This is a genomic window from Crassaminicella profunda (genome assembly GCF_019884785.1).
GTDB lineage: Bacteria > Bacillota > Clostridia > Peptostreptococcales > Thermotaleaceae > Crassaminicella > Crassaminicella profunda.
The window spans coordinates 1,900,584-1,921,933 of record NZ_CP082326.1 but is presented as its reverse complement, the minus strand read 5'-3'; the positions used below and the strand labels follow the sequence as shown (position 1 = coordinate 1,921,933).

20 protein-coding genes and 1 other annotated feature are annotated in these 21,350 nt (G+C 32.7%); of the genes, 18 read left to right on the top strand and 2 right to left on the bottom strand.

What is annotated here, in order from left to right; all coding sequences use genetic code 11:
- The first annotated feature begins 1 nt into the window (after position 1).
- The 7 genes from dtd (at position 2) to K7H06_RS09030 (ending at position 6,684) form a co-directional block, all read left to right on the top strand.
- Positions 2–451 (top strand): D-aminoacyl-tRNA deacylase, encoded by a 450-nt coding sequence (dtd, locus tag K7H06_RS09060; protein WP_223039550.1) that lies wholly within the window; start codon positions 2–4, stop codon positions 449–451.
- Between the two features lie 17 nt (positions 452–468).
- Positions 469–1,092, top strand: coding sequence for an MBL fold metallo-hydrolase (locus tag K7H06_RS09055; RefSeq protein WP_223039549.1), 624 nt, complete (start codon positions 469–471; stop codon positions 1,090–1,092).
- A 65-nt stretch (positions 1,093–1,157) separates the two neighbouring features.
- The gene (locus K7H06_RS09050) at positions 1,158–1,340 is read left to right on the top strand and encodes a hypothetical protein (RefSeq protein ID WP_223039548.1); all 183 of its coding nucleotides are present in this window, start codon (positions 1,158–1,160) and stop codon (positions 1,338–1,340) included.
- Positions 1,341–1,355: 15 nt separating this feature from the next.
- On the top strand, positions 1,356–2,840 hold the full coding sequence (hemZ, locus tag K7H06_RS09045; protein WP_223039547.1) for a coproporphyrinogen dehydrogenase HemZ: 1,485 nt from the start codon (positions 1,356–1,358) through the stop codon (positions 2,838–2,840).
- Positions 2,841–2,893: 53 nt separating this feature from the next.
- Positions 2,894–3,101: a binding site (T-box leader), on the top strand.
- Between the two features lie 65 nt (positions 3,102–3,166).
- The gene (gene hisS, locus K7H06_RS09040; RefSeq protein ID WP_223039546.1) at positions 3,167–4,426 is read left to right on the top strand and encodes a histidine--tRNA ligase; all 1,260 of its coding nucleotides are present in this window, start codon (positions 3,167–3,169) and stop codon (positions 4,424–4,426) included.
- Between the two features lie 11 nt (positions 4,427–4,437).
- On the top strand, positions 4,438–6,219 hold the full coding sequence (gene aspS, locus K7H06_RS09035; protein ID WP_223039545.1) for an aspartate--tRNA ligase: 1,782 nt from the start codon (positions 4,438–4,440) through the stop codon (positions 6,217–6,219).
- A gap of 147 nt (positions 6,220–6,366) precedes the next feature.
- Entirely contained in the window at positions 6,367–6,684 is a 318-nt protein-coding gene (locus K7H06_RS09030; RefSeq protein ID WP_223039544.1) for a SoxR reducing system RseC family protein, read from the top strand.
- Between the two features lie 15 nt (positions 6,685–6,699).
- Here K7H06_RS09030 and K7H06_RS09025 read toward each other — a convergent pair whose 3' ends face one another.
- Together K7H06_RS09025 and K7H06_RS09020 are read right to left on the bottom strand one after the other, a co-directional pair.
- Complete coding sequence (locus K7H06_RS09025) at positions 6,700–7,155, bottom strand: threonine/serine exporter family protein (RefSeq protein WP_223039543.1); 456 nt, start codon at positions 7,153–7,155, stop codon at positions 6,700–6,702.
- A 2-nt stretch (positions 7,156–7,157) separates the two neighbouring features.
- Positions 7,158–7,943, bottom strand: a complete 786-nt coding sequence (locus K7H06_RS09020; RefSeq protein WP_246637667.1) for a threonine/serine exporter family protein — start codon at positions 7,941–7,943, stop codon at positions 7,158–7,160.
- Between the two features lie 212 nt (positions 7,944–8,155).
- On the opposite strand from K7H06_RS09020, the gene K7H06_RS09015 reads away from it, so the two are divergent.
- The 11 genes from K7H06_RS09015 to K7H06_RS08965 all read left to right on the top strand — a co-directional run bounded on the left by K7H06_RS09015 (position 8,156) and on the right by K7H06_RS08965 (position 21,292).
- Positions 8,156–9,388 carry a serine hydroxymethyltransferase gene (locus K7H06_RS09015; protein WP_223039542.1) on the top strand — a complete coding sequence of 411 codons (1,233 nt, stop codon included), beginning with the start codon at positions 8,156–8,158 and terminating at the stop codon, positions 9,386–9,388.
- Between the two features lie 113 nt (positions 9,389–9,501).
- On the top strand, positions 9,502–10,896 hold the full coding sequence (locus K7H06_RS09010; protein WP_223039541.1) for a sigma-54 interaction domain-containing protein: 1,395 nt from the start codon (positions 9,502–9,504) through the stop codon (positions 10,894–10,896).
- Positions 10,897–11,140: 244 nt separating this feature from the next.
- Complete coding sequence (ord, locus tag K7H06_RS09005; protein ID WP_223039540.1) at positions 11,141–12,184, top strand: 2,4-diaminopentanoate dehydrogenase; 1,044 nt, start codon at positions 11,141–11,143, stop codon at positions 12,182–12,184.
- Positions 12,185–12,193: 9 nt separating this feature from the next.
- Positions 12,194–12,502, top strand: coding sequence for a 2-amino-4-oxopentanoate thiolase subunit OrtA (gene ortA, locus K7H06_RS09000; protein WP_223039539.1), 309 nt, complete (start codon positions 12,194–12,196; stop codon positions 12,500–12,502).
- On the top strand, positions 12,495–13,919 hold the full coding sequence (gene ortB / locus K7H06_RS08995; protein ID WP_223039538.1) for a 2-amino-4-oxopentanoate thiolase subunit OrtB: 1,425 nt from the start codon (positions 12,495–12,497) through the stop codon (positions 13,917–13,919). Before ortA ends, ortB begins: the two co-directional genes overlap by 8 nt.
- A gap of 91 nt (positions 13,920–14,010) precedes the next feature.
- Positions 14,011–14,388: an ornithine aminomutase subunit alpha gene (locus K7H06_RS08990; protein ID WP_223039537.1), complete on the top strand. Its 378-nt coding sequence runs from the start codon at positions 14,011–14,013 to the stop codon at positions 14,386–14,388.
- Positions 14,388–16,604, top strand: coding sequence for a D-ornithine 4,5-aminomutase subunit OraE (gene oraE, locus K7H06_RS08985; RefSeq protein ID WP_223039536.1), 2,217 nt, complete (start codon positions 14,388–14,390; stop codon positions 16,602–16,604). The genes K7H06_RS08990 and oraE overlap by 1 nt, the downstream gene beginning before the upstream one ends.
- Positions 16,594–17,961: a GlmL-related ornithine degradation protein gene (locus tag K7H06_RS08980; protein WP_223039535.1), complete on the top strand. Its 1,368-nt coding sequence runs from the start codon at positions 16,594–16,596 to the stop codon at positions 17,959–17,961. The genes oraE and K7H06_RS08980 overlap by 11 nt, the downstream gene beginning before the upstream one ends.
- Positions 17,962–18,005: 44 nt before the next feature.
- Positions 18,006–19,070: an ornithine racemase Orr gene (orr, locus tag K7H06_RS08975; protein ID WP_223039534.1), complete on the top strand. Its 1,065-nt coding sequence runs from the start codon at positions 18,006–18,008 to the stop codon at positions 19,068–19,070.
- A gap of 94 nt (positions 19,071–19,164) precedes the next feature.
- Positions 19,165–19,440: a putative Se/S carrier protein gene (locus tag K7H06_RS08970; RefSeq protein WP_223039533.1), complete on the top strand. Its 276-nt coding sequence runs from the start codon at positions 19,165–19,167 to the stop codon at positions 19,438–19,440.
- 31 nt (positions 19,441–19,471) lie between these two features.
- Entirely contained in the window at positions 19,472–21,292 is a 1,821-nt protein-coding gene (locus K7H06_RS08965; protein ID WP_223039532.1) for a DUF2334 domain-containing protein, read from the top strand.
- The last annotated feature ends 58 nt before the right edge of the window (positions 21,293–21,350 follow it).

Below are 21,350 nucleotides of genomic sequence, written 5' to 3'. Positions count from 1 at the left end.
AATGAGGGCAGTTATTCAAAGAGTAAAAGGAGCAAAGGTTACTGTTGAAGGCGATATTACAGGGAAAATTGATAAAGGTTTTTTAGTTCTTCTTGGTGTAGAACCTGAAGATGATGAAAAAGATTTAGAATATATGGTAGAAAAAATTGTAAAGCTTAGAATATTTGAAGATGAGGAAGAAAAAATGAATCTTTCCCTTTTAGATATTAAAGGTGAAATGCTTGTAGTTTCACAGTTTACATTATTAGGAGATTGTAGAAAAGGAAGAAGACCTAATTTTATGAATGCTGCAAAACCAGATCAAGCAAATGAACTTTACAGAAAATTCGTTGAAAAGGTTAAATCTTATGAAATTCATGCAGAAACGGGAGTTTTTGGGGCACATATGGAAGTAGATTTATGTAACGATGGACCAGTTACCATATTGATAGATAGCAAAAAGAATTTTTAGTAGGAGAGGAGACAAGCATGATTGTAGAAAGAATACCAGCAGGTGTTTATGCTGTTAATTGTTATATTGTTATTTGTGAAGATACAAAGAAAGCATGCGTTATTGATCCAGGTGGAGATGCAGATGAGATATTAAATTATATAGAAAAAAAACAATTAGATTTATCATTTATTCTTCTTACTCATGCCCATGGAGATCATATTGGTGGGATCCCTGCAATAAAAGAAAAGAAAAATGTCCCTATTTTTGTTCATAAAGAAGATGAAGAGATGCTTAAAGATGCAAGCAAAAATTTATCTAGTATGATGAGTGGACCGAACGTAGGGGTTACTCCTGATAAGCTTCTTTCAGATGGAGATATAATAGAATTAGGAAAATTAAAGTTAAATATTATTCATACTCCGGGACATACTCGTGGAGGTGTTTGTGTTAAAGTTTTAGATACGATTTTTACGGGAGATACACTTTTTGCAAATTCAATAGGAAGAACAGATTTTGAAGGTGGATCTTTTGAACAAATTATTGATTCTATTAAAAGAAAATTATTAATATTTGATGATAAAATAAAAGTACTTCCAGGACACGGCCCCTATTCAACTATTGGAGCAGAAAGAATTCATAATCCATTTATTAACCAATAGGTGTGCATATCTAGTAAGCCTTATGAGAAGAATAACATTAAAATAATTCTTCAGGAGGCTTAGCTATGAAAAAAAGGTTAGGAAGTTATATTGCTGAAAAAAATAAAGATAAATTTTCAGAAATTGATTTTCATGATTTTATGAATATGGTTCAGTCAGGTCTTAACAATCAGGAAATTGCAAAGGAATTAGGCGTGCATAAAAGCTATATTGAAAAATTAAAAAATGAAATGAAGAAGGATTTTTAATTAAAGGTGATGAAAATGATAAAAGTATTTTTAAAAGGACATGATTATCAGTATGAAGTAAGTGAATTATTAAAGGTTTTTGAGGAACCTAAAAAGATTGAATTTATTGAAAATGAAGCTTTGGTAGATGACCAAAGCTTTTTATTAGTAAGTAAAGTTTCTGAAATAAATGATGAATATGATATTATTACACAACTTATAAAAAATCATAAAGTGATGATAGAAAATACAATAAAATATAAAAAAGATACAACGGATCATGGAAAGATAAGAAAAATTTTAAAGCGAAAGATTAAACTTTCTATTTATGATACATTGAGTAAATTTTATGAAATTCATCCTCTATGGGGAATTCTTACAGGGATTAGACCGACAAAAATTGTTCATGAGTTAATGGACCAAAAACTTGATTTGCAGCATATAAGGCAAAAGTTAAAGGAAAATTATCGAATGAGTGAAGAAAAAATTGACTTGGTTACAAAAATAGCTCAGATTGAAAGACCTGTTATTAAAACAAATAATGGGGATGCTGTTAGTGTATATGTAAGTATTCCATTTTGTCCAACGAGATGTATCTATTGCTCTTTTCCATCAAATCCATTAGATAAAGGTAAAAATTTGATAAAAGAATATTTAAAAGCTTTGATCTATGAGATAAAAGAAACAGGGGAAATTTTAAAGGAACATAATAAAAAGGTTGAGACTTTATATATTGGCGGAGGGACACCAACAACCTTAAGCCATGAAGAATTAGAAATGCTTATAAAAGCAATTAAAAAGCATATAGATTTAAAATGGGTGAAAGAAATTACTGTGGAAGCAGGTAGACCTGATACGATTACTATGGAGAAATTAATGGTTTTAAAGAGAGAAGGGGTAGAAAGAATAAGTATCAATCCACAAACCATGAATCAAAAAACCCTAGAAGTAATAGGACGATCTCATACTGCTGAAGATATTATTCATTCTTATCAAATGGCAAAAAAAATTGGTTTTGATACCATTAATATGGATATGATTATTGGATTACCTGGAGAAACACCTGAAATGGTTGAGAAAACCATGAAAGAAATCGAAAAGCTAAATCCTGAAAATCTTACGGTACATACTTTAGCCGTGAAAAAAACTTCTCGGTTAAGACAACATTTAAATGATTATCCTTTAGCAAAGGAAGAAGAAGCAAGAAAAATGCTACAAATTACACAAACCTATGCAGAAAGAATGGGCTTAATTCCTTATTATATGTATAGACAGAAATATATGCTTGGTAATCTAGAAAATATAGGATATGCAAAGGCTGGTCATGAGGGAATCTATAATATTCAGATTATGGAAGAAAAGCAAAGTATTATTGCACTAGGTGCAGGAGCCGTGTCTAAAATATATTATCAAGAAGAAAACCGATTAGAAAGAGTGCCTAATGTTACAAATGTAGAACACTATATAGCTAGAGTAGAAGAAATGGTCGAAAGGAAAAGAAAAGAAATAGATCATTGTTAAAGAATATTGACAGATTTAAACTTGTTCATTATAATAATAGACAATTGTATATGGTATATGCGATGATAAGAAAAGTAAATATAACACTATTTTCAGCGAGTTGAGGGTTGGTGAAAGCTCAATAATAAAGGTTATATTGAAGACATCTTTGAGCAGATTATCTGAAAGTTTAGTAAGATAATACGTATTTCGGCGTTAACGAGTTAAGTGGGTTTTCCAAGTAGGGTGGTACCGCGGGATATAATACTTCTCGTCCCTGTCAATAATAGGGATGGAGAAGTTTTTTTGCATTTCAATAAATAATAGAATATAAGGGAGGTTTATGTATGTCAATAAAAGCAGCAAGAGGAACAAAAGATGTTTTGCCATCAGAAAGCTACAAATGGAATTTTGTTGAGCATTTATTTAGAGATGTTTGTAGTAGATTTGGATATAAAGAAATAAGAACACCTATTTTTGAACATACTGAGTTGTTTAAACGTGGAGTAGGTGAAACTACTGATATTGTACAAAAGGAAATGTATTCTTTTGAAGATAATGGTGGAAGGGATATTACATTAAAGCCAGAAGGAACAGCTCCAGTAGTAAGAAGTTTCATTGAAAATAAATTATATGCAGATACCCAACCCACAAAGCTTTTTTATATAACGCCTTGTTTTAGATATGAAAGACCACAGGCTGGAAGATTAAGAGCATTTCACCAATTTGGAGTTGAAGCCTATGGTGCAACAAATCCTTCTGTTGATGCAGAAGTAATAGGGATTGCAATGGCCTTTTATAAAGAATTAGGAATAAGTAATCTAGAGCTTAGAATTAATAGTATTGGTTGTCCTGAATGTAGAGGAAAATATAATCAAATACTAAAGAACTATTTAAAAGAAAAACTTCCAAATCTTTGTAAAACTTGCCAAGATCGATATGAAAGAAATCCAATGCGTATTATTGATTGTAAAGTAGAATCTTGCAAAGAACAGCTTACAGATGTTCCAATGATGATCGATCATATATGCGATGCATGTAAGGAAGATTTTGAAAAATTAAAAGAAAATCTATCCCTTATGGATATAAATTATATAGTAGATCCTAATATTGTTAGGGGTCTTGATTATTACACAAAGACAGCATTTGAGATTATTTCTAATGAAATAGGTGCCCAAGGAACTGTTTGTGGAGGCGGACGATATGATCGTTTAGTTGAAGAATTAGATGGACCTAAAACGCCTGGTATTGGTTTTGGTATGGGAATAGAAAGATTATTATTGACTCTTCAAAATAATAATATTGAAATTCCAAAACCAAAAGGATTAGATATTTTTATTGCGACAATAGGTGAAAGAGCCAACAAAGAAGCAGTAGGATTATTACATAAACTTAGATTAGAAGGAATATCAGGGGATAAGGATCACTTAAATAGAAGTTTAAAGGCTCAATTTAAATATGCAAATAAAATGAATGCAGCCTATACAATTGTAATAGGTGATGATGAATTAGATAAAGATGTAGTCACACTAAAAAATATGCAAAATAGTGAACAAACAGAGATCAATCTTAGCAATATTATAAATGAATTAAAAGAAAGACTATAGGAGGAACAAAAATGGCAGAAACATTAGGAAATATGAAAAGAACCCATATGTGTGGGACATTAAGAACAGATCATATAGATCAAGAAGTTATACTTATGGGATGGGTACAAAAAAGACGTAATCTAGGTGGATTAGTATTTACGGATTTGAGAGATCGATCAGGGCTTGTACAAATTGTATTTGACAATGATGTGTCAGAAGAAGCTTTTGCAAAAGCTGAAAAGATTAGAGGAGAATATGTAATCGGTATTAAGGGAATTGTAAAAATGAGAGAATCTATCAATAAAAATATGCCAACTGGAGATATTGAAGTATTTGCTAGTGAATTAAAAGTATTCTCTGAAGCGCAAACCCCACCTATTTACATAGAAGATGAAGATGAAGTTTCAGAAAATTTAAGATTAAAATATAGATATCTTGATTTAAGAAAACCTAAGATGCAAAAAAATCTTATGTTCAGACATAAATTAGCAAAGCTTACAAGAGATTTTCTTGATGAAAATGGATTTGCTGAAATAGAGACACCTATGCTTGAAAAACCTACTCCAGAAGGTGCTAGAGATTATTTGGTACCAAGCCGTGTAAACCCAGGAAAATTCTATGCACTTCCTCAATCACCACAATTATTTAAGCAATTATTGATGGTTTCTGGTATGGATAGATATTTCCAAATTGTAAAATGCTTCAGAGATGAAGATTTAAGAGCAGATAGGCAGCCTGAATTTACGCAGATTGATATTGAAATGTCTTTTGTGGATGTTGAAGATGTATTGTCTATCAATGAAAGACTTATACAAAAAATGTTTAAAGAAATGTTAAATGTAGATGTGACTCTTCCACTAAAGAGAATGCCTTATAGTGAAGCAATGGATAGATTCGGTTCAGACAAGCCAGATATTAGATTTGGATTTGAATTAAAAGCTTTAAATGATATTGTAAAGAACAGTGGATTTAAAGTATTTAGTGATACAGTAAAAAATGGAGGAGATGTACGAGGAATCAATATCAATGGATATGAAGGTTCTTTTAGCAAAAAAGGTGTTAAGAAATTAGAGGACTTTGCAAAAACTTATGGTGCAAAGGGATTAGCTTGGATTAGAATTACAGATGAGGGTATAAATTCTCCAATTGCCAAATTCTTCAGTGAGGAAGAAATGAATAGTATCATTGAAAGATTGGATGGAAAGACAGGAGATTTAATTTTAATCGTAGCGGATAAATCAAGTGTAGTATATGATGCATTAGGTCATTTAAGGGTAGAAATAGCTAAAAAATTAGATATTTTAGATAAAAACGACTATAAGCTTTTATGGGTAACAGATTTTCCATTGTTTGAATATGACGAAGAAGATGATCGATATGTTGCAAAACACCATCCATTTACTTCACCAAAGGAAGAAGACCTTGAGCTTTTAGAAACAGCACCTCATAAAGCACGTGCGAAAGCTTATGATATTGTATTAAATGGTGTTGAAATAGGTGGAGGAAGTATTAGAATTCATAATAGTGATATTCAAAAAAGAATGTTTAAAGCTTTAGGATTTACAGAAGAAGAAGCTTGGGCACAATTTGGATTTTTACTGGAAGCATTTAAATATGGTACACCTCCACATGGTGGTATTGCTTATGGATTAGATCGATTAGTGATGCTACTTACAGGAAATAATAGTATTCGTGAAGTCATTGCTTTTCCTAAAACTCAAAATGCTTCATCGCCTATGACAGAAGCACCATCTGTAGTTGATGAAAAACAATTAGAAGAGTTGCATATTCAATCAGTAGTAGAGAAGTAAAAATGGAGTATGTTGAATAAAGAGGTGAGTAAAATGATTGAAGTAGGAGAGGTTCTTGAAGTACTAGATAATCGTAGAGCAAGAGTTTTAATGCAAAGAAATGCAGCATGAGGTGAGTGTGGAGCTTGTCAGTTTGGACAAGAAAATATGGAATTTAAAATTGTTGTGTTCAATAAGGTAGCGGCGCAAGTTGGAGATAAGGTTGAAGTGAATTTAGAAACACAAAATGTTTTAAAAGCTGCATTTATTGCTTATGTCATTCCACTAATTGCTCTCATTATAGGAGTTGGTGGAGGTAGTTTTCTATTAAAAAAAATAGGCGTTGTAGAGCATTTGGAAATGTATGCAATGATCATAGGATTCTTGTTAACAGCCATAACTTATATGACTATTCGATTACATGAAGGAAGTTTTAAAAAGAATAAACAGTACATGCCTAGCATATCTAAAATTGTGCAGGAATAAAAAATATAGAGACCCTTAATGAGTCTCTATGTTTTTTCTATATTTACGTCTGCTTACTTGAAAAATCATGCGAGTAAGGGACGAGATAATAAGGATTGCTGCAGCAATTCCACCAGCAACAAACATGGTTTCGCTACCAGTGGATGCAAATCTACTAAAATCTTTTTCAATAACTGCAAGCATGGTATAATACATACCTGCACCAGGAACGAGTGGAATAATACCTGGAATAACAAATACAGTGACTGTTTCTTTAAACTTTCTAGCAAATATTTCACTGATGATGGCAACAATGCATGCTCCTATGAAAGAAGCAACAATGAGAGAGTGAAATTTTTCATTTGAATAAACATAAGCAATCCATCCGATTCCTCCGACAAAAGAGGCTTTGATAAGAGATTTCTTTGGAATATTAAATAGTATTGCAAAGCCTAGTGTAGATAAAAAAGAAAAAATAAATTGTAATAACATTTTTACAACCCTCCCAAAAAATATATCCAAGTATTCATAACAGCACCTACTCCTACTGCAATGGATATAGCAACAATAATTGCTTCAGCGGATCTTGCAACTCCTGATAATAATTCACCTGAAATATAATCTCGTATAGCATTGGTTATGGCCACGCCAGGAACTAAAATCATAATGGAGCTAATGATAATTTTATCAATATTCATTCCTAGGTCAATATTTACTGAAAAAATGGCAAGAAGTGCTGCAATAGCACCACCAATAAAATTTTGGATAAATAGGTTTGAATGTAATTTATCAATGAATGAAACGGCAATATAAATAATCATGGCAATAAAAAATGAACTGAAAAAATCATTATAAGTAGAACCTAATAAAAGGCCAAAAAATGCTGAGGCAATACCCGCACCAATGATTTTTAATAAACCAGGGTATTTTGGTAAGGTATCAATTTTTTTTAGAAGATCCATACCTTCTTCAACGGATAGATAGGATGTAGTAAGTTTACGTGAAAAATTATTTACCTGAGAAATCTTATTTAAATCAATCGTTCGAATTTGTATTCTTTTAATAAAGGTAATAACATTATCATCATTATTATGATCTTGAGGGTCTATGGAAACAAATATACCAGTAGGTGTGACAAATGATTCTACACATGGGATATTATAAGCATGGCAGATTCGAATAATTGTGTCCTCAACCCGATAAGTTTCTGCACCATTTTTAAGCATAATTTCTCCAGCATAAACTGCAAGAGCAAGAATATTTTTCATTGTAGAATGCATTTAAAATCGCTCCTTTTTGTAAAACAAAATTAATTATACCAGAATGAGAATAGGGTTACAATATAATATAAGTATGTTTCAAAAATGCTGATAATAACAATAAATATTGAATTTTCAATCAAATACAAAGCTTGTAAATTTAGGCTATAAAAATTATAATGAGAGTAGAATGATTTTGAAAATAATCAATACATAGGAAGGGGTATTTAAAGATGAATTTTGAAAATTTAAAAAGTGTAGATATGGATGTATTTGAAGCCATTCAAAAGGAAATTAAAAGACAGCAAAATAAGATTGAGTTAATTGCATCTGAAAATTTTGTTAGTCCTGCTGTAATGGAAGCTATGGGGAGCCAATTAACCAATAAATATGCAGAAGGATATCCGGCTAAAAGATATTATGGTGGCTGTGAACATGTTGATGTGGTAGAAGATTTAGCAAGAGAAAGATTAAAAAAATTATTTTCTGCAGAACATGCAAATGTACAACCTCATTCAGGAGCGAATGCGAATATAGCTGTATATTTTGCAATGCTAAAACCTGGAGATACCGTTTTAGGGATGAATCTTTCCCATGGAGGACATCTTACTCATGGAAGTCCTGTAAATATTTCAGGAAAATACTATAATTTTGTAGACTATGGTGTTGACAAAGAATTAGAAACCATTGATTATGAAGAGGTGCGAAAAGTAGCGTTAGAGACAAAACCAAAATTAATTGTTGCAGGTGCTAGTGCTTATCCAAGAACCATTGATTTTAAGAAGTTTCGAGAAATTGCAGATGAAGTGGGTGCCTATTTGATGGTAGATATGGCACATATTGCAGGACTTGTAGCTGCTAAATTGCATCCAAATCCTTGTGAATATGCAGATTTTGTTACAACAACAACCCATAAAACATTAAGAGGACCAAGGGGAGGCGCAATTCTTTGCAAAGAAGAATTTGCCAAAAAAATAGACAAAGCTATTTTTCCAGGAGTACAAGGTGGACCTCTTATGCATGTGATTGCTGCAAAAGCTGTTAGCTTTAAAGAAGCCTTAACAGATGAATTTAATCTTTATCAAGAGCAAATTATAAAAAATGCGAAAAAATTATCTGAAGAATTAATCAAAAGAGATTTTAGATTAGTTTCAGGTGGAACAGATAATCATTTAATATTAATAGATTTAAGAAATAAAGATATAACAGGTAAAGAAGCTGAAAAAAGGTTAGATGAAGCAGGTGTAACCGTTAATAAAAATACGATTCCATATGATCCACAAAGTCCTTTTGTAACAAGTGGGATTCGAATAGGTACACCAGCTGTAACAACAAGAGGGATGAAGGAAGAAGATATGGTGGAGATTGCAGAAATTATTCGTATGGTTATTGATTGTCCTGAAAAGGTGGATGAGGCAAAAGAGCTAGTAGAAAAGCTGTGTGGAAAATTTCCATTATATAAATAAAAGTAGGAATGGATTCAGCGGAAAGTAATTTTTTGCTGAATCTAATAAAGATTCATCCAGCTTAAATAAAACATGACTCTTGTCATGTTTTATTTAATGAAAGGAAGGGTTTTATGAAGGATTATACAAAGGATATACTAGAAACTATTTTAGAATATATTGATGAGGGTGTACATGTAATAGATAATGAAAGAAAGACAATTTTATATAATCGAGCAATGACTGAACTTGAGGGTATGAAAAAAGTGGATGTATTAAATAAGGATTTTTTAGAAGTGTTTCCAACTTTAGATCAAACTAGTAGTACGTTGTTAAAAGCATTGAATAAAGAAGAAAAGATCATCGATCATCCTCAAACCTATATGAATAATCATAATAAAGAAGTAACGACAATCAATACGACCGTGCCTATTTTTAGCAATCATAAAAGAATTGGTGCATTAGAGATTTCGAAAAATATTACAAAAATTAAGCATTTATCTGATCAAATAATGTCACTTCAAATAGAACTATCTAAGACAGGAAAAAAAGAACTATCTCAAAATAAATTTACTTTTTCAAGTATTATAGGGAGCAATAAAAGATTTACACAAGCTATTGATTACGCAAAAAAGGCAGCTAAGTTTTTATCTAGTGTCTTAATATATGGAGAAACTGGAACAGGAAAAGAGCTAGTAGCTCAGAGTATTCATTATGGAAGCAATAGAGCAAAAAAGCCCTTTTTAGCTCAGAACTGTGCTGCTATTCCAGAAACTTTATTAGAAGGTATTCTCTTTGGAACTGTTAAGGGTGGGTTTACAGGAGCCATTAATCGACCAGGACTATTTGAACAGGCAAGTGGAGGAACTGTTTTTTTAGACGAAATCAATTCAATGGGCATGCAACTTCAATCAAAATTATTAAGAGTGCTACAAGAGGGAACCATAAGAAGAGTTGGAGGACTAAAAAATATTCCTATAGATATAAGAATTATAGCAAGTACAAATGAAGAGCCTTATGAGGCTATTGAAAAAGGAAAAATCAGAAAAGATCTCTTTTATAGGATCAATGTAATACCCATTTATTTACCTCCTCTTAGAGAAAGAGTAGATGATATAGAAATATTAGCAAAATATTTTGTAGATAAATATAATCAAAAATTAAATAAGAAGATAGAAAGTATAGATTTATTCGTCCTTAATGCATTTAAGAATTACAAATGGCCAGGGAATGTGAGAGAATTAGAAAATATCATTGAAGGAGCAATGAATATTGTTGAAAATGAAAGTATATTAAAGAAAGAGCATTTTTCTCCTCAGGCAAATGCAAAAATATTTGCACTCACTTATGAAAATCATATTGACTTAAAAACAAGTCTTCCCGAGACATTGGAAAAAATTGAAAAAAACATTATTATAAAAGTATTGAAATCATGTAATAATAATATTTCAAGGGCGGCATTAGAACTTGGTATAAAAAGACAAACATTACAACATAAATTAAGAAAATACAAAATTATCACAAAATAAACCGCAAATATATTTGCATACAGACGCAAATATATTTGCGGTTTATTTTTTTAATACAAAAAAATAGAATAAATAAGAGATAAAATAGCGAAAAATAGTGAATAAATATTCTGAATTTACTAAAAAACGACAGTCTACCCTATAAAATTACAAAAAATATATTTAACGAATCGTTTAATGTTGGTATGAAAATTGCAAATATATGAGGATGTAAAATATGTAAAAAAATTCGGAGGTGTTTTTAATGGAAAATGTAAAAGTAATTATTTGGGGTTTAGGTGCAATGGGTGGCGGAATGGCAGAAATGCTTCTTAAAAAACAAGGTGTAGAAATTGTAGGGGTTGTTGGTAGAGGTAAAAAAATAGGAACAAGTATGTATGATTATTTGTCTGTTGAAAGAGGGGACAGACCTGATGTAGTAATGGGAGCATATGATGAAGTGATTACGGAAAAGGCAGCTGACGTAGTATTAATTTGTACTGATTCTTTCACAAAAAATGCATTCGAAAAAATAAAATTCTGTTTAGAAAAGAAAATCAATGTAGTATCAAGTGCTGAAGAAATGGCTTATCCACAAGCACAAGAACCAGAATTAGCAAAGGAAATGGACAAAATTGCAAAACAAAATGGTGTTACCGTAGTAGGTACAGGAATCAACCCAGGACTTATGATGGATTTACTAGTAGTTGCTTTAACTGGAGCATGCGAAGAGGTAGAACATTTAACAGCTAGACGTGTAAATAGTTTATCTCCTTTTGGTCCAGCAGTTATGGAAGAACAAGGAATTGGTATTACAGTAGATGCTTTCAATAAAGGTGTTGAAGAAGGAACATTAGCTGGACATGTTGGTTTTTCTGAATCTGTTAACATGATTGCTGATGCAATAGGATGGAAATTAAGTGATCAAGTAAAACAATCTATGGAACCAATCGTTTCAAACGTATATAGAAAATCTCCATATGCAGAGGTTCAAGCAGGAGATGTAGCAGGTTGTGCTATGAAGGGATATGGATATGTTGATGGGGAATTAAAAATAGAAATGGATCATCCACAACAAATCGAACCAGAGCTTGAAGGAGTACATACAGGAGATTATATCATTATTAAAGGAACTCCAGATATTAGTATGGCAATCAATCCAGAGGTACCTGGTGGAATAGGAACAATTGCTATGTGTGTAAATACGATTCCTCATGCTATTAATGCAAGACCAGGTCTTAAGACAATGATTGATTTACCAGTACCAAGAGCTATCATGGGAGATATGAGAGACTTAATAGAAAGGTAGGTAGAAAAAATGCAAGTTAAAAAGGGAGAATGGGTAAGAATTCATAATATAGTTTTAACGTCAGAAGAAAGAGCTCCACAAGTTCCTGATGATACAAAGAAAGTTCCACTAGAAGCGTGGGTAAAAGGATTTTTGCAAGAAGATGCACAAATGGGGGATGAAGTCGAAGTAAAAACTATGACCGGTAGAATGGAAAAAGGAAAGCTTATAGAAGTGAATTCATCTTATAAACATAATTATGGAAATTTTGTTCCTGAGCTTCTTCAAATAGGTATGCAACTTCGAGACATTCTTTGGGGAGGTGAAGCTCATGAGTAAGGATATGAGTTACCAAGCTGTAATGGCTAGAAATAATGAAATAATGAAAAAGGCCATAGGAATAGATTATAGCACTTTTGAATCAGGTCAAATTCGTTTTGACTATGAACAAATGATGCGTGAAACGGGATATACCCTTGATGAAATGCAAAAGATTCAAGGAGATACAGGCGTTGGAAATACTCCATTGTTAGAACTTAAAAATTTAACTGCTCTTGCAAGAAAAGTGTCTCCAGAGGGAAAAGGTGCTAGAATTTTCGTGAAAGATGAAGCTTCTAATCCATCAGGAAGCTTTAAAGCTAGAAGAGCTGCAAATGCAGTATATCATGCGAAAAGATTAGGCTATAAAGGTGTGATTGCAGCAACAAGCGGAAATTATGGTGCTGCGGTAGCAAGTCAAGCATCAATTCATGGATTAAAGTGTATCATTGTACAAGAATGTTACGACAGTAAAGGAAAAGGACAACCAGAAATTATAGAAAAGGCTAGAAAATGTGAAGCTTATGGGGCAGAGGTTATACAATTAACAGTAGGTCCTGAGTTGTTTTATACATTCTTAAAGTTATTGGAAGAAACTGGATATTTTAATGCGTCTCTTTATTCACCATTTGGAATAGCAGGTGTTGAAACATTAGGATATGAGATTGCTATGCAGTTTAGGGAAAGAATGGGAAAAGATCCAGATGTAGTTGTATGTACAAATGCTGGGGGAGGAAACTTAACTGGTACGGCTCGTGGTTTATTAAAAGCAGGTGCTGATCATGTAAAAGTTGTAGGAGCTAGTGTGGATTTATCAGGATTACATATGGCCAGTGATGAGCAATTTAATAAAAAATCATTTACTACAGGACATACAGGATTTGGTATACCCTTTGCTACATGGCCAGATAGATCAGATGTACCAAGGTCAGCGGCCCGTCCTCTTAGATATATAGACAGATATGTAACCGTTACGCAAGGTCAAGTATTTTATATGACAGAAACCCTTGCACAAATTGAAGGGATAGAAAGAGGACCTGCTGGAAATACTTCATTAGCTGCTGCTTTTAGTATTGCACAAGAGTTAGATGAAGACAAAATCGTAGTTGTACAAGAAACAGAATATACAGGAGCAGGAAAACATATTCAACCACAATTATCTTTTGCAAGAGATAATGGCATAGAACTAAGATTTGGTAATCCAGAAGAAGAAATTCCAGGTAAAAACATTATATTACCAGAACATCCAAGATTGATTAAAGCAAAAGATATTAATCTAAATAAATTAAAAAGATCATATATCAATAAGTGCATAGACACATATGGCAAAAAAGAAATTAATCAATCTGATTTAGAATTTTTAGTGGAAGATACAAAATCTAGTGTTGAATTTGTAAAGGAAGTTCTAAATGAAAAGGAAGTTAGCGTGATAGAATAATCAAAAAAGTAAGAGAAGATGAAAAATTTATTTTTAATTTTTCATTGTCTCTTGCTTATTCTATTAATTCAATAAGAATGGGGGAAAAGTTTTGAAAGGATATTTAAAGAGAGAAGATGATTTTCAAGATAGAAGAAAACATTTAGCCAATCTTTCTGATGAGGAATTAAAGACAAGATTTTGGCAATTAGCAGAAAAAGCTGTAGAACCATTATTAGAACTTGCTAAAAAGAATACATCACCATCAATAGAGCGTTCAATACTCTTAAGAATGGGTTTTTCAAGCTTAGAAGCAAAACCATTAGTACAAGGAGCAATAGACCAAGGTCTTATTGCAAAAGGCGTAGGACATATTGTATATAGGATTTCTAAAGAGAAAAATATCCCTCTTAGACAAGCTGGTCTTGAAATGATTGATGGAAAGCATTGGGATGATGCTGTAGCAATCTTTAAAGGAGGGGTAGAATAATGAAAAAATTAGATATCAATGAAAAATTAGATATTAGAGAAATTTTAAAGGATCTCGAAAACTATAGACCAAAAAGAAGAGGATGGGTTTGGAGAGAAAAGGTAGATGAACTTCAAATTGGACCTCATGTATATCATGATTGTTCGAAATCTTTAAAAAATTCTATCGGAATTCCTGCTGCAGTACAATATTTTGATAATTTAGATCCTCAACCACAAGAAACCATTACTACTGAGATTGCTTCAGGTCGATTTGAAGATGATATTAGAAGAATGAGAATGGCTGCATGGCATGGTTCAGACCATTTAATGGTAATCAGAACAGCTGGTCAATCTCATTTTGATGGATTGATTGAAGGGACACCACAGGGAATTGGCGGTATTCCTGTTACAAGAAAGCAAGTTAGAGCACAAAGAAAAGCTGTAGATATAATCGAAGAAGAAGTAGGAAGACCTATAAACTATCATTCTTATGTTAGTGGGGTTGCAGGACCAGAAGTTGCGGTTATGTTTGCAGAAGAAGGAGTAAATGGTGCTCATCAGGATCCACAGTATAATGTTCTTTATAGAAATATTAATATGATTAGATCTTTTATAGATGCTGCAGAGTCTAAAAAAGTAATGGCATGGGCAGATATAGCTCAAATTGATGGTGCACATAATGCCAATGCAACTGCTAGAGATGCTTGGAAAGTTATGCCAGAGTTAATTGTGCAGCATGCTATTAATTCTATTTTCTCACATAAAGTAGGGATGAAGAAAGAAAATATTTGTCTTTCAACAGTACCACCTTCAGCATCTCCTGTACCTTGTACAAAATATGACCTTCCATATGCTGTGGCACTTAGAGATTTCTTATCTGATTATAAAATGAGAGCCCAACAAAATACAAAATATATCACCTCTTCATCAAGAGAAGCTACTGTAACTCATGTTTTAAATATGATGATATCTAAACTTACAAGTGCGGATATTCAATCAACGATTACTCCTGATGAAGGAAGAAACGTTCCATGGCACATTAATAACATGGAAGCTTGTGATAATGCAAAACAAACTCTTGTGGGACTTGATGGATTACTAGAAATGGTAGAACTTAAAAAAGAAGGATATCTACCTGAAAAGGTGAGAGAATTAAAAGAAAGATCTGTACTTTTCTTAGAAGAATTAATTGAAGCAGGTGGATATTTTGAAGCAGTAGAAAAAGGATTCTTTGTAGATTCAGGGATGTATCCTGAAAGAAATGGTGATGGTATTGGTAGAAAAATGAATGGTGGGGTTGGTGCAGGAACTGTTTTTGAGAGAGATGAAGACTATTTCGCACCTGTAACTGCTCATTATGGATACAATAATGTGGCACAATATGATGAGACGGCCGTAGATGATCCAGCAAAATTAATTGATGGTTGTACCTTTGAAAAACCTGAAAAAATTATCTTTATTGATGAATTAGATGAAAATGATAATGTATATATGCGTTTAGATGAAAGTGAAAAATATAGAAATTCTAATTTTGTGAAACCTGAGGTTGAATGGTTAGCAGATGGAACCGTTCAACTTGAAATATTCCTTCCAACAAGTAAAAGAGTTGCTGAATTTGCAGCATTAGAATTTGCTAAAAAAATGAATCTAACTGATCCTGAGGTAATCCATTCAGAAATGATGCATCCATCTGAAGGAACAAGGATACAAGTAAAGGGAAAAGTTGATTTTGATGTAGATATTAGTAAATTAGAAATACCTGAAGAACCTGAAGTTCTTAGTGATGAGGAACTATGGGCTGAACTTGAAAAAAATCCTCTAAAGGTTGTTGCTGCAACTGTAGGAGAGGATGAGCATTCTGTTGGGCTTCGAGAAATTATTGATATTAAACATGGTGGTATAGAAAAATGGGGTGTAGAAGTTGAATACCTTGGAACTTCTTGTCCAGTAGAAAAGCTTGTGGATGCTGCTATTGAACTTAATGCAGATGCAATTTTAGCTTCTACAATTATTAGTCATGATGATATTCATTATAAAAACATGAAAAGAATTCATGAATTATGTGTAGAAAAAGGGATTAGAGATAAAATTATGATCGCTTGTGGAGGAACACAAGTTACACCTGAAATTGCAGTAAAACAAGGGGTAGATGCTGGATTTGGAAGAGGATCTAAAGGAATTCATGTGGCTACATTCTTTGTTAATAAAAGAAGGGAAATGAATAATGAAAATTGATATTTTAGTTGCAGAGATTGGAAGTACTACGACAGTAATCAATGCTTTTTCAAACATACACACTGACCGCCCTAAATTTTTAGGGCAAGGTCAGGCTCCTACAAGTGTATTAGATGGAGATGTAACCATTGGATTACAAGGAGCAATAGAAAATCTTAAAATAAATTTAAATATTGATGATTTAACCTATGATGAGATGATTGCAACTAGTAGTGCAGCAGGAGGCCTTAAGATGACTGTTCACGGACTTGTTTATGATATGACAGTTCGTGCTGCTAAAGAAGCTGCATTAGGGGCTGGAGGCATCATTCATAGAGTTACTGGAGGGAAACTTAGAAAAACTGATTTGAAAAAGATTATGGAAGTAAAACCTAATCTTATATTAGTTGCAGGTGGCGTAGATTATGGAGAAAGAGATACGGCTCTCTATAATGCAGAATTAATTGGAGAGATGGGTATCGACACACCTATTGTCTATGCAGGGAATATTGAGAATAAAGATGAGATCATTGAAATTTTTAAAGATCAACCAAACAAATTATATGTGACAGAAAATGTATATCCTAAGATTGACCAATTAAATGTAGAACCTACAAGGAGGGTCATTCAAGAGGTATTTGAAGAACATATCATACATGCTCCAGGAATGAGTCGCGTAAGAGAGATGGTCAATGGTCCTATTATACCAACACCTGGGGCTGTTATGCTAGCAGCAAAGCTTTTGAAAGAAGAAATTGGAGATTTGGTAGTTATTGATGTGGGTGGAGCTACAACGGATTTACATTCAGTTACTGAGGGAAGTGAGCAAGTCAATAGAATATTGATTAGTCCAGAACCTATTGCAAAAAGAACTGTTGAAGGGGATTTGGGTGTATATGTAAATATGAGAAATATTGTTGAGCGGCTAGGGGTTGAAGAAATCAGTAAAAGAATGGAAATATCTGAAGAAGAAGTTGAAGAGTTAATAAAGAATCATAAACCTATTCCAACAGAAGAAATAGAGAAAAGATTTGTTGAAGAGTTGACAAAAGAAGCTGTGTTGACAGCTGTTAGAAGACATGCAGGAAAATTTAGACATTTATATGGACCGGGTGGAAAGAAAACGATCGCAGAAGGTAAAGACTTAACTATGGTTCAATATATCGTAGGAACTGGAGGTGCTTTGACAAGACTTCCGAATCGGGTAGAAATTATGAAGACGATTGCCCTTAATAATAAAGGGGATGAATTATTCCCTAAAAAAGAAGCAGAAATATTAGTAGACAATGACTATATTATGGCATCTCTTGGAGTTTTATCAAAAAGATATCCAGAAGCTGCTTTATCATTAATGAAACAAAGTTTAGGAATAGACTAAGCCGGGATGAATCCCGGCTATTTATTTAAAGGGAGGGGAAAAATGTGAACGTTTGTCCTAGAATAGAAGTAAATTTAAGCAAAATAAGACACAATACATCCGTTTTGAAAGAAGTATGTGATAAAAAAAATATTAAGCTTGCAGGGGTAACAAAAGTATTTTGTGCTATTCCTAAAATTGCAAAAGCAATGGTAGACGGTAGTATAGATATGCTTGCTGATTCAAGAGTAGAAAATCTAAAAAAGTTAGAAAATATAAAAATTCCGAAGATGCTTCTAAGATTACCTATGATTAGTCAAGCTGAGGATGTAGTAAAATATGCAGATATGAGCTTAAATTCAGAACTGCAAACTATTGAATCTCTTTCGAAAGAAGCCATTAAGCAAAGTAAAGTTCATAATATTGTATTAATGGTAGATTTAGGTGATTTAAGGGAAGGGGTATGGAGAAGTGATGTAATTCATACAGTAAAAGAAATATTAAAATTTAAAGGGATAAAATTAATAGGAATGGGAACAAATTTAACCTGCTATGGCGGAGTTATTCCATCAAATGAAAATTTAGGGTTGCTTTCAGAACTAGCAGAGACCATAGAAAAAGAATTTGGTATTACCTTAGAAATTATATCAGGGGGAAATTCAAGTAGCCTTTATTTATTAGAAAAGGAAGAAATGCCTAAGAAAATTAATCATTTAAGACTAGGAGAAGCCATTGTATTAGGAAGAGAAACAGCTTATGGTGCTGATATTAAAGACACTTATCAAGATGCATTCACTTTTATTGCAGAAATTATTGAGTTAAAGGAAAAGCCGTCTGTTCCTATTGGGGAAATTGGAATGGATGCATTTGGAAATACCCCAACCTTTGTAGATAAAGGAATTAGAAAAAGAGCTATTCTAGCTGTAGGAAGGCAGGATGTGTCTATTGATAATTTAATTCCAATGGATAAAAATATGGAGATTCTTGGAGCAAGTAGTGATCATTTAATTGTTGATGTGACAGATGCTAAAAAGGATTTAAAGGTTGGAGATGAAATAAGATTCAATGTTGAATATGGTGCTCTACTTCAATTAATAACATCAGAATATATTCATAAAAGTATTCAATAACCCACATGATGTGGGTTTATTTTTTTGTGAATTTATAGTCAAGATAGTGAATCTGAGAATATAATATATCAAAAATACTATGGAGTTGAAGAGAATGGTTTATAGTCATGAAAAATATTTAATTGTTTTTTCATCAAATTATCATGGATATTATATTGAACAGCTATTTAATAGAAGTGAAATAAAAAATACTTTGAGAAAAGCTCCTAGAGCTATAGCAAAATCATGTCATTCTGCTATTTATATAAAGGAACAGGATTTAGACAAAGCTTTAAGATTATTGAGAAAGTCTAAAATATCTCCACAGGGAGTATATGAGATTATTAGGATTGGGAGTTTGTTTGATTATAAAAAATTGCAATTGAAATGAATTACAAAATCAAAAAAGGAGTTGTTTTATAATGAAAAGGGCCCTTATACGTTTTGAGGATGTTGGACCTGGGGGTCCATATAGTACACAAGAAGGTTTATTGAAGTTAAAAGCCATGGCAGACTATTTAAATTCAGAAAAAGTTCCATTTCATATATCTCTAATATCTCGATTTGTAAATCCTGTTATTTGGTATGATAAATCTATTGAACAAATTTCTGATCCCTATATTACGCTATTTAATAATACATTAAAATGTATAGATAGTTGTTATGGTGCATCATTAGGAATGCATGGATATACACATCAATATTTTCGATCAGAGAGTGCAGCTGGATATGAATTCTATTATTCATCATGTTCTCAAAATTGTCCTCCTAATGATTCACCAGAAGCTTTGTCTGATCGAGATGCTTTTTTAAATTCATATGCATCAAGCAGAATGCTTCAAGGATACAGAGCGTATCAAGGTTCAGGACTTACCCTTGACTGGGGATATTCTACACCACATTATAGTGCTGATGAAATACAAAGGTGTATTTTAGAAAGCTGGTCAGGTATCTTTTTTCAACCAGATCCATTAAATTCTACTTCTAGAAGGATTTCAATTAGAGATACGGATATGCCCTTTTATAGAGGGGTCATATATGTTCCTACACCATTGGCCTATGTAAAGGCATCAGATCCAGATGTAGATATAGAGAGAATTTGTGAAGAAATTAAAAACTATACGGAAGAAGATGTTGCTGCCTTTTATTATCATCCTTATTTAGAATTTCCTTTCATTGAGATTACCCCAGCAGGAATTGTTTATGATGATAACTCTTATCTTAAAAGACTTATTCGTTGTTTCAAAGAAGATGGGTTTACTTTTGTTCCTTTGCTGAGTTTAGTGAGCTTTATACCATCGGGAAGAATAACTAATTTTTTCCCAGGAAAAGAAAATGTTTTTTTTGTAGGAAAATGCAAAGATAAAATGGGTTTAATTATTTGGCAACCTAATACAGGAACTTGGTATTATACAACAGGAAATGTAGAAAATTTCCCATCACGACAAGTAAATAATGATATTTTTTCCACAAACATGGTAGTATCTAACTGGGCTGTGGGAGATTATTGGAAGCCTTTAATAGGAGATTTTAATGGGGATGGAAATGATGATGTTGTTGCGTGGAATCCTCAAAATGGGGATTGGCAGGTTGCTTTATATGATGGATTACGACTTAATCCAAAGGCAAGTTGGTTAAAACCATGGGCAGTAGGTAACTATTGGGTTCCATTAGTTGGAGATTTTAATGGGAATGGGATTGATGATTTAGTTGTTTGGAATCCTAATACAGGAGATTGGCAGGTAGCTTTAAGTGATGGAACAAAATTTAATCCAAAAGCAAGTTGGTTAAAGGCATGGGGAGTAGGTGACTATTTGGTTCCGTTAGTTGGAGATTTTAATGGGGATGGGATTGATGATTTAGTTGTTTGGAATCCTGATACAGGAGATTGGCAGGTAGCTTTAAGTGATGGAACAAAATTTAATCCAAAAGCAAGTTGGTTAAGAACATGGGCTGTGGGTAATTATTGGACACCTTTAGTTGGAGATTTTGATGGAGATGGAAAAACTGATATATTGGTTGTAGATGTCTCAAGAGGAGATTGGCAAGTAGCATTAAGTACAGGAAGTCAATTTCGTCCTTATGGTAGAGTATTACAACCTTGGGCAGCAGATAGTGAGATGCAACCATTTGTTGCAGATTTCAATGGGGATGGAAAAATGGGAATTATTGCACGACATCCTACTTTAAGAAACGGTACACTTGATGGTGCTGCTTCTGTTATTCAGAAATCATTATTATAAAATAAATGAGAATCCTAACTAGGATTCTCATTTTATGAATTATTATATTGTAAAAATC

Bases quoted from the DNA above. Each gene is read 5' to 3' on its own strand.
- hisS (WP_223039546.1), top strand. From the start codon at position 3,167: ATGTCAATAAAAGCAGCAAGAGGAACAAAAGATGTTTTGCCATCAGAA.
- aspS (WP_223039545.1), top strand. From the start codon at position 4,438: ATGGCAGAAACATTAGGAAATATGAAAAGAACCCATATGTGTGGGACA.
- K7H06_RS09020 (WP_246637667.1), bottom strand. From the start codon at position 7,943: ATGCATTCTACAATGAAAAATATTCTTGCTCTTGCAGTTTATGCTGGA.
- K7H06_RS09030 (WP_223039544.1), top strand. From the start codon at position 6,367: ATGGAATTTAAAATTGTTGTGTTCAATAAGGTAGCGGCGCAAGTTGGA.
- K7H06_RS08980 (WP_223039535.1), top strand. From the start codon at position 16,594: ATGAAAATTGATATTTTAGTTGCAGAGATTGGAAGTACTACGACAGTA.
- K7H06_RS09025 (WP_223039543.1), bottom strand. From the start codon at position 7,155: ATGTTATTACAATTTATTTTTTCTTTTTTATCTACACTAGGCTTTGCA.
- K7H06_RS09015 (WP_223039542.1), top strand. From the start codon at position 8,156: ATGAATTTTGAAAATTTAAAAAGTGTAGATATGGATGTATTTGAAGCC.
- hemZ (WP_223039547.1), top strand. From the start codon at position 1,356: ATGATAAAAGTATTTTTAAAAGGACATGATTATCAGTATGAAGTAAGT.
- K7H06_RS09050 (WP_223039548.1), top strand. From the start codon at position 1,158: ATGAAAAAAAGGTTAGGAAGTTATATTGCTGAAAAAAATAAAGATAAA.
- K7H06_RS08965 (WP_223039532.1), top strand. From the start codon at position 19,472: ATGAAAAGGGCCCTTATACGTTTTGAGGATGTTGGACCTGGGGGTCCA.
- ortB (WP_223039538.1), top strand. From the start codon at position 12,495: ATGAGTAAGGATATGAGTTACCAAGCTGTAATGGCTAGAAATAATGAA.
- dtd (WP_223039550.1), top strand. From the start codon at position 2: ATGAGGGCAGTTATTCAAAGAGTAAAAGGAGCAAAGGTTACTGTTGAA.
- K7H06_RS09010 (WP_223039541.1), top strand. From the start codon at position 9,502: ATGAAGGATTATACAAAGGATATACTAGAAACTATTTTAGAATATATT.
- ord (WP_223039540.1), top strand. From the start codon at position 11,141: ATGGAAAATGTAAAAGTAATTATTTGGGGTTTAGGTGCAATGGGTGGC.
- K7H06_RS08970 (WP_223039533.1), top strand. From the start codon at position 19,165: ATGGTTTATAGTCATGAAAAATATTTAATTGTTTTTTCATCAAATTAT.
- oraE (WP_223039536.1), top strand. From the start codon at position 14,388: ATGAAAAAATTAGATATCAATGAAAAATTAGATATTAGAGAAATTTTA.
- ortA (WP_223039539.1), top strand. From the start codon at position 12,194: ATGCAAGTTAAAAAGGGAGAATGGGTAAGAATTCATAATATAGTTTTA.
- K7H06_RS09055 (WP_223039549.1), top strand. From the start codon at position 469: ATGATTGTAGAAAGAATACCAGCAGGTGTTTATGCTGTTAATTGTTAT.